The organism is Comamonas sp. JUb58, assembly GCF_004364775.1.
Classification (GTDB): Bacteria; Pseudomonadota; Gammaproteobacteria; order Burkholderiales; family Burkholderiaceae_C; genus Comamonas.
The window spans coordinates 60,249-72,948 of sequence record NZ_SOAL01000027.1; the positions used below are offsets into that span (position 1 = coordinate 60,249).

The 12,700-nt window shown below is 62.6% G+C and carries 12 protein-coding genes; 2 read left to right on the forward strand and 10 right to left on the reverse strand.

Annotated features, from left to right (window positions below; genetic code table 11):
• Positions 1-88: 88 nt before the first annotated feature.
• From EDF71_RS22815 to EDF71_RS22860, 10 genes are all read right to left on the reverse strand, one after another.
• Entirely contained in the window at positions 89-463 is a 375-nt protein-coding gene (locus EDF71_RS22815) for a PilZ domain-containing protein (protein ID WP_133858826.1), read from the reverse strand.
• Between the two features lie 97 nt (positions 464-560).
• Positions 561-1,604: a DNA polymerase III subunit delta' gene (locus EDF71_RS22820; protein WP_133858827.1), complete on the reverse strand. Its 1,044-nt coding sequence runs from the start codon at positions 1,602-1,604 to the stop codon at positions 561-563.
• 1 nt (position 1,605) lies between these two features.
• Positions 1,606-2,301: a dTMP kinase gene (gene tmk / locus EDF71_RS22825; RefSeq protein ID WP_133858828.1), complete on the reverse strand. Its 696-nt coding sequence runs from the start codon at positions 2,299-2,301 to the stop codon at positions 1,606-1,608.
• A gap of 42 nt (positions 2,302-2,343) precedes the next feature.
• On the reverse strand, positions 2,344-2,697 hold the full coding sequence (locus tag EDF71_RS22830) for a single-stranded DNA-binding protein (protein ID WP_133858829.1): 354 nt from the start codon (positions 2,695-2,697) through the stop codon (positions 2,344-2,346).
• 73 nt (positions 2,698-2,770) lie between these two features.
• Positions 2,771-4,030, reverse strand: a complete 1,260-nt coding sequence (locus tag EDF71_RS22835; RefSeq protein ID WP_133858830.1) for an MFS transporter — start codon at positions 4,028-4,030, stop codon at positions 2,771-2,773.
• Positions 4,031-4,083: 53 nt separating this feature from the next.
• Positions 4,084-5,658, reverse strand: coding sequence for a DNA recombination protein RmuC (gene rmuC / locus EDF71_RS22840; RefSeq protein ID WP_208301120.1), 1,575 nt, complete (start codon positions 5,656-5,658; stop codon positions 4,084-4,086).
• A gap of 89 nt (positions 5,659-5,747) precedes the next feature.
• Entirely contained in the window at positions 5,748-6,743 is a 996-nt protein-coding gene (locus tag EDF71_RS22845) for a D-glycerate dehydrogenase (RefSeq protein ID WP_133858832.1), read from the reverse strand.
• Between the two features lie 18 nt (positions 6,744-6,761).
• Positions 6,762-8,192: a sodium:proton antiporter gene (locus EDF71_RS22850; protein WP_133858833.1), complete on the reverse strand. Its 1,431-nt coding sequence runs from the start codon at positions 8,190-8,192 to the stop codon at positions 6,762-6,764.
• A gap of 130 nt (positions 8,193-8,322) precedes the next feature.
• Complete coding sequence (pncB, locus tag EDF71_RS22855; protein WP_133858834.1) at positions 8,323-9,576, reverse strand: nicotinate phosphoribosyltransferase; 1,254 nt, start codon at positions 9,574-9,576, stop codon at positions 8,323-8,325.
• A 169-nt stretch (positions 9,577-9,745) separates the two neighbouring features.
• Entirely contained in the window at positions 9,746-10,213 is a 468-nt protein-coding gene (locus EDF71_RS22860; RefSeq protein WP_133858835.1) for a thioesterase family protein, read from the reverse strand.
• Positions 10,214-10,598: 385 nt separating this feature from the next.
• Here EDF71_RS22860 and EDF71_RS22865 point away from each other — a divergent pair, with 385 nt between their 5' ends.
• The gene (locus tag EDF71_RS22865) at positions 10,599-11,156 is read left to right on the forward strand and encodes a phasin family protein (RefSeq protein WP_027011309.1); all 558 of its coding nucleotides are present in this window, start codon (positions 10,599-10,601) and stop codon (positions 11,154-11,156) included.
• A 361-nt stretch (positions 11,157-11,517) separates the two neighbouring features.
• Positions 11,518-12,561, forward strand: coding sequence for an extracellular solute-binding protein (locus EDF71_RS22870; protein ID WP_133858836.1), 1,044 nt, complete (start codon positions 11,518-11,520; stop codon positions 12,559-12,561).
• Positions 12,562-12,700 lie beyond the last annotated feature (139 nt).

A 12,700-nucleotide genomic window follows, 5' to 3' on the forward strand; every position in this document is an offset into this window, starting at 1 on the left:
GCTCCGGCGCCACGGCCGGTGGCTGTCACCGTAAAACCCTGTCAGCCCGGCTAAGAAATGCGGGTGGGACAGGGTCCAAATTTGGCGCTTAGATGGTTTGCGTTGCGCGATCGGCCTGCAAGGCCGTGCCCAAGATCTGTTCAATCTTGTAACGCAATTCATCGGTTTTCGGGTCTTTGGGAAAGCGCACGCCAATGCCCTGGGTGCGGTTGCCACTGGCGCCTGCCGGGGTCACCCAGCCCACCTTGCCGGCGATGGGGTAACGCTGCGGGTCCTGGGGCAAGGTCAGCAACAGGTAGACATCGTCGCCCAGCGCATAGTCCTTGGGTGTGGGGACAAAGATGCCGCCTTCCTTGAACAAGGGGATGTAGGCGGCATACAGCGCGGCTTTTTCCTTGATGGCCAGTTGCAGCACACTGGGGCGCGCGCTGGCGGTGGCCGTGGCAGGGGTGGGACTGTTCATAGATTGCAAGGATAACCAAATTTTGCGAACCCATTCCACATGCGGGCGCAAACAAAGGCCAGAAAGCGCGGCTGTTACACCGCTGGCCAGGCCCCGCTCAGCGGCGCGATTGCAGCACGCTGGCAGCCTGTGCCACCAAGGCCTCCAGCATCAGCCCCTGGTTGAAGGGGTGCGATGCCGTGCGCATCGACTGCGTCAGTGCCTTGCTCCAGCGCGCCAGCACCGCCAACGCCGGGGGCGCGGGCAGATCGGCGGCCTCAAAAAACCGTGGCGTAGCCCCCACACGCAGCATCAGCAAATCATGGCAAAGCTTCTGCAGCGCATCGACCACCTCGGGCGCCGACAGGCCGGACAAGGCGCCGGGCTGGCCATTGGCCAGGTCCTTGGGCAATTTCTTCCAGACCTGGGGCGAGCGCCCGGCATGCATCTGCGCCAGCGCGTCCTCAGGGCGGCCCCCTGCGGCCTGCAGCAGTGCATCGACCTGGTCGGCCGGCACATCCTGCGCCACCAGCCAACTGCGGGCCGTTGCGGTATCGGGCCACTGCATGGTATGGGCCAGGCAGCGGCTGCGGATGGTGGGCAGCAGCTGGTGCGCGGCCTCGGTCGCCAGCACAAAGCGGGCATCGCCTGGCGGCTCCTCCAGGGTTTTCAGCAGCGCATTGGCGGTGACGGCATTCATCTTTTCCGCCGGAAACACCAAGACCGCCTTGCCCTTGCCCCGGCCCGAGGTGCGCTGGGTGAACTCCACTGCATCGCGCATCGCATCGACGCGGATTTCCTGGCTGGGCTTGCGTTTCTTGTCGTCGATATCGGCCTGGGCCTTTTCCGGCAGCGGCCAGCCCAGTGCCAGCATCTCGGTTTCGGGCATCAGCACGCACAGGTCCGTGTGGGCATGCACATCGATCGCATGGCAGCTGGCGCAATGGCCGCAGGCGCCCTGGGGCGTGGGCGCATCGCAGAGCCAGGCCCGCACCAGGCCCATGGCCAGCGAGAACTGGCCCAGGCCCGAGGGGCCTTGCAGCAGCCAGGCATGGCCACGCTGGGCCAGCAGCTGCTCGCGCTGCTGGGCAATCCAGGGCGCGCTGGGCGCCGGTGCAGTAGATACGGGCTCGGCCGCTGCGGCATTCTTGGCGGTAGCCATATCAGCCCTCCACCTTACTGGCCGGCAGCCAGCCCTGGGTCGCCACGGCCTGGCGCACCGCCTGCCACACCGCCGGCTTGGGCTGGTGCGAATCGATGCGCGCAAATCGCTCGGGTTGCGCCAGCGCGCGCTCGGCATAACCGGCGGCCACGCGGGCAAAAAACTGTTGGGGTTCGGCCTCAAAACGGTCAGGGGCACGCGCGCCTGCCAGGCGCTCGGCGGCCACCTCGGTGGGCAGGTCAAACCAGATGGTCAGGTCAGGCTGGCGCAGCGCGCCCTCGCCCAACTCGGGCCGGGCCTGCACCATGCGCTCCAGCACCGACAGCACCTGGAGGTCAAAACCACGGCCTGCGCCCTGGTAGGCAAAGGTGGCATCGGTAAAGCGGTCGCAGAGCACCACATCGCCCCGGGCCAGCGCCGGCTCAATCACCTGCTGCAGGTGGTCACGCCGGCCGGCAAACACCAGCAAGGCCTCGGTCAGTGCATCCATGGGCTCCTGCAGGAACAGCGCGCGCAGCTTCTCGGCCAGCGGCGTGCCACCGGGCTCGCGCGTGCTCACCACCTGGCGGCCGGCGGCCAAGAAGGCATCGTGCAGGCCCTGGATATGCGAGGATTTGCCAGCGCCGTCAATGCCTTCAAAGCTGATGAACAGGCCGCGCGAAGCAGCTGGGGAAGATGCGGGAGAAGATGGAGTCATGCTGCGCCAGATTGTACGTGCCAGCCCGCCACCCGGGCGGAATCAGGCGGCAGGGTCAAAGTCCGCATCGCCGGCCACGCCACGCTTGCGGGCCACGGCATAGGCGGTCAGCACCTGGTGGGCGACCATGTCGACACTGGGGCGGGTCACGCCATCGCGGTCCACCCAGACCTTGGGGGTCAGGCTGCCCGACAGGCAGATGCTGTCGCCATCGCCCAGGCCCAACAGCGCCGCCACCGGGGCATCGTCAAAAGCGATGACATTGACAATCAGCATCTCGCCCTCGCCCGCGCCCGCGTTGGCGCGCACCTTGGCCAGTGCATACGGCTTGCCGGTTTTACTGATGCGCTCGACCGGCTGGCCCAGTATGCGCCCGGATACCAATCCATCCATCATGCTTTGATCCCCCATTCAAGCCTTGCAGTTTAGCCGCTTGGGCAGCGGCTACCGGCGATTTGGGAGGCCAAGATCAGCGCTTGTGGGGTGACTCGGCCTGTTTCTCAGCCAGCGCATGGCCGGCGGGTTCTGCGGCATGGCTGCTGTCCACCACCCGGAAGTTGGGCAAGGGCGTTTTGCCCAGCACCCAGGCCATGCGCGAGCCCGCACCCACCAAGGCACCCATCACCCAGAAAACGCCGCCCACCCCGATGGCAGCGCCAGCGGCGCCAAACATCAGCGGCATGCAGACGCTGGAGCCGTTGATCAGCATCAACCGCAGGCCCACGGCCTCGCCATGGCGCTCTTCGGGGGTGATCTGGTGCAGCATGCTCATGGCCATGGGCTGCACACTGCCCAGGCCAATGCCCAGCAAGGCCGAGCAAAAAGCCATCGCCCAGGCATTGGGCATCAGCGGGTAGATCGCAAAGATGGCGGCCGTCAGCACCATGGCGGCCATCACCACGGTCATCTCGCGCATGTGGCGCGAGATGGTCGGCAGCAGCACCCGGATCACAAAGGCCGCCAGCGCAAACACGCCCAGCACGGCACCGATCTCGGAGGCCGACAGCCCCCGGTCATGGCCCAGCAAAGGCACGACAAAGGTGTGCACATCCCAGCAGGAGGCCACCAGCCAGTTGACGATCAGCAAGCGGCGGAAGGACTGCTCGCGCAGCAAATCCCAGGCATGGTGGGGCTGGCCATCGCTCTTGGGCGGCTCGGCCTCCATCTCCTGCGCGCTGCGCACGCACCACCAGGCGACCACCGAGAACAGCGCCAGCACGGCAAAAGCGATGCGGTAGGACAGGTTGTTTCCGGCCTGGCCGGTGGAGTGGTCGATGATCAGGCCGGTGACCATGGGGCCCAGAAAATTGGCAATCGCCGGGCCCAGCGACAGCCAGCTGAAGATCTGGCGCAGCTCGCTGGCCTCATGTGCGACGCGGCCGGCATGGCGCTGCAGCGCAATGATCGAGATGCCGCAGCCCGCACCGGTCAGCAGCGCCGCGATGCAGAGGACTTCAAAACAGGGAAAGGCGACGCCGATGGCGGTGCCGACAAAGGCCAGCGCAATGGCGGCCAGCATGGGCTTCATGAAGCCGTGCCGGTCGGCGTAGCGGCCCGCCGGCAGTGCCAGAAACACCTGGGTCAGCGCAAAAAGACTGAGCAGGAACCCCACCGCGCCGGGGGTGTGGCCATCGCGCAGGGCCAGCAGCGGAGCTGCCAAGCGCGTGCCTGTCATACAGGTATGGACAAAAAACTGGCCGATGATCAGCCGTATCAATTCGCGATTCACGCGTTCCCTTCAGTGCCTTGTTCACTTGGCACTTGCTTGGCCTGCATTGTCCTCTAGGAAATAGGGTTACCGCTGTCGCCTTCGTCCGGGTCCGTGGTAAATGGGCCAATCTCGCCGGCCGTCGGTGTCTCATGCACATGCGAGAGCCGCTTTTTGATGGCGCGCGTGCGCACATCGACCTGCTCGAACTTCTTGGCCGCCTGGTCCAGCGACTTGCGCGTGGCTTCGACCACCTCGCCAAACTTGTTGAACTCGGTCTTGACCTGGCCCAGCACGGCCCAGACCTCGGAACTGCGCTTTTCGATGGCCAGGGTCTTGAAGCCCATCTGCAGGCTGTTGAGCATGGCCGCCAGATTGGCCGGCCCCGAGACCATGACCCGGCAGTCGTTCTGCACCGCCTCGACAAGACCAGGCCGGCGCATCACCTCGGCAAACAGCCCCTCGGTGGGCAGGTAGAGCACCGCAAAATCGGTGGTGTTGGGTGGCGACACGTACTTGCTGTAGATCTTCTTGGCTTCCAGGCGGATCGAATTTTCAAAACCGACGCTGGCCGACTGGATCGCTGCCTTGTCCATGCTTTCCTGCGCATCCATCAGGCGCTGGTAGTGCTCCACCGGGTACTTGGAATCGATGGGCAGCCACACGGGCTTGTCGTCGCTGTGGCCCGGCAGGCGGATGGCGAACTCCACCATCTCGTCACTGCCCGGCACGGTCTTGACGTTCTTGGCGTACTGCTGGGCGGTCAGCACGTTGTCGATGATCATGCCCAGCTGCAGCTCACCCCAGGTGCCGCGCGATTTCACATTGGTCATCACGCGCTTGAGGTCGCCCACGCTGCCGGCCAGGGTCTGCATCTCGCCCAGGCCCTTGTGCACCTGCTCCAAGCGGTCGCTGACCAGCTTGAAGGATTCACCCAGGCGCTGCTCCAAGGTGGCATGCAGCTTTTCATCCACGGTCTTGCGCATCTCTTCGAGCTTGCTGGCGTTGTCGCTCTGGATGCTGGCCAGGCGCTCATTGAGCGTGCCGCGCAACTGCTCGGCCTGCTGCTGGTTGGCCTGCAGCAGCTGCGCCAGCTGGCGCCCCACCCCATCCTGCATGCCGCTCAGGTGCGACTGCACATCGGTCTTGAGGGTGGTCAGGCTGTGGTGGTTGGCGCGGGTGAGCGCATCGACGCGCTGGGTGAGCGAGGTATCGAGCACCGACAGGCGCTGGTTGACGGCGGCATCCAGGTGGGCCAGGCGCTGGGCCAGCTGGGTCTCGAACCCGGCCAGTGCCTGGGCCAGTTCCTGGCGCCCCAGGCGCGATTCGGCCAGGCTTTGCGCCATGCGCGCTTCCAGCGATTCGCGGAACTCGCCCATCACATCCTGGCTGCCCTGGTTGAGTTCGCGCAGCTGCAAGGTCAGGTGCTGCGACAGATGGCTGAGCGCGCCTTCGCTGCGCGCCAGTGCCTGCACGGTTTGCTGCTGATCGCGGGCCTGGCGCTCCTGCTGCTGCAACCAAGCCTCGCCCAGATCGACCTTGGGTCGGCGCAGCAGCAAGACCAGCAAATTGGCCAGCACCGCCAATAACACAAAGGCCAGCAGCACCAGGCTGAGCAGCGACCGATCCAGATCCAGATTCACAGGCATTCCCCGCGTTTGAGATGACTGCAAAAATAATAGCTGCTTGCGCCCGCCTGGTGGGCACAAACAGCCCAATTTATTGAAATATTTTGCGTTCAGGCAGCGCGGCGGCGGCTGTGCTCCAGGTTGTTGACGGGCGTGACCGGCGCCTTGCCACCCAGGTAGGCGATCAGGTTGTCGGCCGCCAGCTGGGCCATGGCCCGGCGCGTGCCCATCGTGGAGCTGGCGATATGCGGTGTCAGCACCACGTTGGACAGCGCCAGCAGATCCGGGTGCACGGCAGGCTCGCCCTCAAACACATCCAGGCCGGCGGCGGCAATGGTCTTGTTGGCCAAGGCCTTGGCCAATGCCGCATCGTCAACAATGCCGCCGCGCGCGATATTGGTCAGCGTAGCGCTGGGCTTCATGCTGGCGATCTCGGCCGCGCCAATCGTGTGGTGGGCTTCAGGGGTGTAAGGCAGCACCAGCACCAGGTGGTCGGCGGTGCTGAGCAGCTCTTGCTTGCTCACATAACGGGCCTTGCAATCGGCTTCCAGCTCAGGGCTGAGGCGCGAGCGGTTGTGGTAGACCACCTGCATGCCAAAGCCATGGGCACCACGCCGTGCAATGGCCTGGCCGATGCGGCCCATGCCCAGAATGCCCAAGGTGCTGCCATGCACCTCGGCACCGGCCAACAGGTCATAGCGCCAGTCCTTCCACTGGCCGGCGCGCAGAAAATGCTCGCTCTCGGTGATGCGGCGGGCAGTGGCCATCATCAACGCAAAGCCGAAATCGGCCGTGGTCTCGGTCAGCACATCGGGGGCATTGGTGCCCTGCACGCCAGCTGCCGTCATCGCGGCCACATCAAAGTTGTTGTAGCCCACGGCCATGTTGGCGCAGATCTGCAGCTGCGGGCAGGCGGCCAGCAGGGCCGCATCGATGCGTTGCGAGCCGGTGGTCAGCACGCCATCCATGCCCTGCAGGTGCTGGGCCAGCTCGGCGGGCGACCAGGCGACATCGTCCTGGTTGGAGCGGACGTCGAAATGTTGTTCGAGCACGGTGACCACTTCGGGCGAAATGGCGCGGGCAATCAGAATTTTCGGGCGGGACATCGGCAGTTTCCTCGGGGTTCAGCGGAACCAGATAAAAGTCATCACGATAAACAGCGGCACCAGGATGGAGCACGACCAGGCCATATAGCCAAAAAAGCTGGGCATGCGCACCCCACGGCTTTCGGCAATGGCCTTGACCATCATATTGGGTGCATTGCCGATATAGGTGTTCGCGCCCATGAAAACGGCGCCGGCCGAGATCGCCGCCAAGGTAGTCGCCATCGAGCCCATCAGCACCTGGGGATCGCCCCCGGCGGTGTTGAAGAACACCAGGTAGGTGGGCGCATTGTCCAAAAAGCTGCTGAGCAAACCGGCGGCCCAGAAGTACATTGCCGGGTCGGGCGAGCCATCGGGCCGGGTCACCGCACGCACCACGGCACCGAAGGGGCCGTTGGCGCCGGCCTGCAGCATCGCGATGACGGGGATGATGGTCAGAAAAATGCCTGCGAACAGCTTGGCCACTTCCTGCATCGGGCCCCAGTCGAACTGGTTGGCCGCATGGGCCGACGCGGGCGTGAGCTTGAAAGACAGCACGGCCACCGCAATCAGGCCCAGATCCCGCACGATGGATGGCAGGCCGACGGCCACACCGGCAATGTCCCACTGCAGGTCGGACTTCCAGAAGCCACTCAGCAGCACCAGGGCCACCACGGCGCCCAGCAGCACAAAATTGATCTTGCCTTCAAAGCCCAAATTGTGGGTGTCGGGCGTCGGATCGGTACGGGGCTTTTGCGCATCAAAGCGCAGCATATAGCGGTCCAGCAGGTAGAAGATCACCAACAGCGCGCTGACCAAGAACAGGGTCTCGGCAAAGATGTGGCGCACGGTCCAGAAGAAATCGACGCCCTTCAAAAAGCCCAGGAACAGCGGCGGATCGCCCAGCGGTGTGAGCGAGCCACCGGCATTGGAGACGATAAAGATAAAGAACACGACCACATGCGCGCTGCTGCGGCGGGCATCGTTGGCGCGGATCAGCGGGCGGATCAGCAGCATGGAGGCTCCGGTCGTGCCCATGAAGCTGGCCAGCACCGCGCCAATGGCCAGGATGGCCGTGTTCAAACCCGGCGAGCCATGCAGGTTGCCACGGATATAGATGCCGCCCGAGACCGTGAACAAGGCCGTGAGCAGAATCACAAAGGGAATGTATTCAGCCACCAGCGCATGGGCCAGGCTGCCGGCGGCCAGGCCCGGGCCAAAGACTGCGGCAAAAGGCAGCAAAAAGGCCAGCGCCCAGAATGCCGCCACCTTGCCAAAATGGTGGTGCCAGAAGTTGGGCAGAAACAGCGGCATCAGCGCGATGGACAGCAGAATGCCGGCAAAGGGGATGCCCCAGAACACGGACAGATCGGCGCCATTGATGGTGGCCGCACTGACCCAGCCCGGCGCCAGCACCGCCGCCCCCACGGCCGCCCTGCCCCACGCCCCATACCGTTGCCCCACCTGCGCCATAGCCTGCTCCTTGCGTTTCTGATTATTGATGCATGGCAGCCCAACAGCGTCCGGCAGGCACACACAGCCCGGTGATTTTAGTCAGCGGCCACCGCCCCAGGCAGGCTGCCGGCGGCAGCAGCCATCCCGATTAACCCGCACGCGCGGGGGCAGGTGCCACGCCTTGCGGGCGAACGTGCTGGCTGGGGGAGAGGTTGAACACCTGGCGCAGGTAGGCCAGGTATTTTTCGTCGTCGCACATGCTCTTGCCGGGCGTGTCCGAGATCTTGGCGACCGGCTGGCCATTGCAGCGGGTCATCTTGATGACGATCTGCAGCGGCTCATAGCCCAGGTCATTGGTCAGATTGGTGCCGACACCGAAGGCCAGCTGGCAGCGGCCCTGGAAGCGCTCGAACAGCGCAATGGTGCGCGGTATCGTCAGCGCATCGCTGAAGATCAGGATCTTGGTCAGCGGATCGACCTTGTGCAGCTTGTAGTGGGCGATCAGGCGCTCGCCCCAGCTGAAGGGGTCGCCGCTGTCATGCCGTGCGCCATCGAAGAGCTTGCAGAAGTACAGGTCGAAGTCGCGCAGAAAGGCGTCCATGCCGTAGACATCGGACAGCGCAATGCCCAGGTCGCCCCGGTACTCCTTGGCCCACATGTCAAAGCCGTAGATCTGGCTTTCGCGCAGGCGCGGGCCCAGTGCCTGGCAGGCCTGCAGGTATTCATGGGCCATGGTGCCCAGCGGGGTCAGGCCCAGTTGCTTGGCGAACAAGGTATTGCTGGTACCGGCCAATTGGCCCCGGCGCTCGCCCGGCATTGCCGGATGGGTGGCTACGCCCAGCCCGCCTACCAGGCTGCCCAGCACCTCGCGCTGCCAGCGGTGGCTGAAACGCCGGCGCGTGCCGTAGTCGGCAATCTTGAGCGACTCCAGCCCCGGCCCGCGCATGGCGTCGATCTTGCCCGCCAGGCGCCTGCGCCCCTCGGCCCAATCGGGCTCGGGCTGGGTGTTGCGAAAGTAGACCTCGTTGACGATGGCCAGCACAGGAATCTCGAACAGCACGGTATGCAGCCAGGGGCCGGTGATGGTGATGTCGATCTCGCCGCTGGGCAGCGGCAGCACGCTGATGTATTTTTCCTTGAGCTGGTAGAGCCGCAGAAAATCGATGAAGTCGCTTTTGATAAAGCGCAGCGACTGCAGATAGGCCAATTCGTCATCGGCAAAACGCAGGCTGCACAGGTGCTGGATTTCGGCGCGAATCTCGTCCACATACGGCGCCAATTGCACGCCGGGGTTGCGGCAGCGGAACTTGTATTCCACCTGGGCCCCCGGGAACTGGTGCAGCACCACCTGCATCATGGTGAACTTGTACAGGTCGGTGTCCAGCAGACTTTGGATAATCATGGTTGGCAGCACAGGGTTGCGCGCCAACACGTGTAGCAGCCCCTTCGGCTGCTACAGGCAGACGCCATGTCTCATATTCACAACCCAGCGCCTATTTCATAAGGTCGCAACAGCGGCAAGTGTAGGCGATTGCCCGCTGCCCTGCTGCAAGGCAGGGCAAGCCTCTGGTTCAGGTCAAACGCAAGCTGTCCAGCGCCACGCGCGTGGCATCGGGCAAGGCTACCGGGCGGCGGCTGCTGCGGTCCACATACACATGGACAAAATGCCCGCAAGCGGCGCTTTGCGATTCACCGGAGACAAAAATCGCCAGCTCATAACGCACGCTGCTTTTTCCCAGGTGCGCCACCCGCACGCCCACGTCCACATCCTGCGGATAAGACACCGGCGCAAAATAATGGCATTGGGTTTCCACTACCAGGCCAATGCTGCTGCTCGCTTCAATATCGAGCACGCCCTTTTCAATTAGCAAGCGGTTCACGGCGGTATCGAACCAGCTGTAATAAACGACGTTGTTGACATGCCCATAGGCATCGTTATCAGCCCAGCGGGTAGTTACGCGCACAAACTGCGCATAGGCCGATCGGGGCTGGGGCTGGGGGCGCGCTGGCTGCTGCTGCGAAGAAGACATCTTGGCCATCCTGGTCACAAAGTTTGCAGGCATTGTAGAAGTGCCGATCCCAGCAGGAACCACAGCACTGCACCGTCGGAGACAGGCAGAAACAGGCATTGCCATCGTGCTGACACATGGCGCGACTACAACTTCAGAGCGAGCAGATTTCAGCCGATTGCCAAGCGATTAATTCGTTACCCTATCAACCAATTAAACAACTGGTAAATGATTGAAATCAAAACAAAAGACTTTTTTGCTGCACTGCACAAAAAAGGCTTGCAAAAGGCGCGCAGATGCCCAACAATAGAGTCATTGTGCAGTGCAGCAAATTCAACGCAATGCACAAACCTCCGGCGCACAGGACGTGCCCGGATTTGTACCTTCAACACTTCTAACGAGACGGAGTATGAACATGGCATTGACCCCTGACCAAATCCTGGCTGCACACAAAGCTAATCTGGAAACCCTGCTGGGCCTGACCAACAAGGCTTTCGAAGGCGTGGAAAAGCTGGTGGAACTGAACGTGGCTGCAACCCGCGCTGCGCTGTCCGACGTTTCGGCCAATACCTCGGCCGTGCTGGATGCCAAGAACGCCCAAGACCTGCTGAGCGTGCAAAGCGGCCTGCTGCAACCGATGGCCGAAAAGACCGCTGCCTACAGCCGTCACCTGTACGAAATCGCTGCAGCCACCAGCCTGGAATTCAGCAAGGCTTTCGAAAACAAGGCCGTTGAAGCCCAGTCCAAGTTCAACGAATTTGTGGACACCGCTGCCAAGAACGCACCTGCCGGCTCCGAAAGCGCTGTTGCCGTGATGAAGACCGCTGTTGCTGCTGCCAACAACGCCTATGACTCCGTGCAAAAGGCCGTCAAGCAAGCTGGTGAAGTGGCTGAGACCAACTTCAACACCATCACCAACAACGCGGTCAAGGCTGCTGGCACCGTCAGCGCCGCTACCGCCCGCAAGCGCTAATTGCTGACCTGCCTGGCGCGCTGCTGTTGCTGAAGACCTACAGTTTGGTCAAACTTTCGCCAGCGCGCTGGACAGCGTCAAGGGTAAACCCTATAATTTACCCATTGTGTTGAAAACTTCAACGCACCCAGTTGTCTCCTTGGATCTTTTCGAAACCCGGTTTCATCGATCCAATTCAAGCCCGGCTTCGGCCGGGCTTTTTTTTGCCTTGCGTTTGGCCCACAGTTCGCTGCACCCCTCTTATTGCCAGGGCCACACTTAAGACGATCTGAATAAGCACAGAGCTTGCAATGGATTAAATAGAAACAATTCTCGTTTCATTTAAGATCGCGGCTCCAACTTTACAGAGACGTTTTGCCCTATGCATTCTTTGAAAATCCTTGCACTGGCTTGCGCCATCACGGCAGGTGCTGCGGCACAAGCCCAAGAAGTGGTCAACCTGTACTCTGCCCGCCACTACGCGACAGATGAGGCGCTCTATAACAACTTTACAAAAGCGACCGGCATCAAGATCAACCGTGTGGACTCGGACGACGCAGGCATTGTGGCCCGCCTCAAAGCCGAAGGTGCTGCCTCTCCCGCTGACGTGGTGCTGATGGTCGATGCCGCCCGCCTCTACCGCGGCGAGAAGGACAACCTGTTCCTGCCGATCCGCTCGGCCAAACTGGAGGAAGTGATTCCCGCCAACCTGCGCGCCCAACCTGAAGCCGATGGCGGCATCACCTGGTTCGGTCTCTCGACCCGTGCCCGCGTGATCGCCTACAACAAGGACAAGGTCAAGCTGGAAGATGTGGACAGCTACGAAAAGCTGGCCGATCCCAAGAACAAGGGCAAGATCTGCATCCGCTCGGGATCGCACCCCTACAACCTGAGCCTGTTTGGCGCCGTGACCGAGCACATCGGCGAAGCCAAGGCCCAGCAATGGCTGCAAGGCGTCAAGGACAACCTGGCGCGCCCACCCAAGGGCGGTGACACCGACCAGATCAAGGCCGTGGCTGCAGGTGAATGCGATATCGCCATCACCAACAGCTACTATTTCGCCCGCCTGATGCGCTCGAGCAACCCGGACGATGTCGCCGTGACCAACAAGGTCAGCGTGGTGTTCCCCAACCAGAGCAGCTGGGGCACGCACCTGAACATCGCCGGCGGCGCGGTCTCCAAGTACAGCAAGAACAAGGACAATGCCGTCAAGTTCCTGGAGTACCTGGCCAGCCCTGAAGCACAGACCTACTTTGCCAATGGCAACAACGAGTGGCCTGCTGCCAAGAACGTGCAGACCGACAACCCTGCGCTGAAGACCATGACCCAGAACAAGCCTTTCAAGGCTGAGACCATCCCAATCAGCGCTGTGGGCAGCAATATGCCCAAGGTGCAGCAGATGCTGGACCGCGCCGGCTTCCAATAAGCCCCGCGCACTGTCACGAAAAGCCCGTTCGCGGGCTTTTTTTGGGTTCATCGAGGAATACCGGGGAACGCGGCGCGGATCTTGAGAAAGAAGTAGTCCTCATCTCGATATCCGTAGGCGCGGCGCTTGATGACCTTGA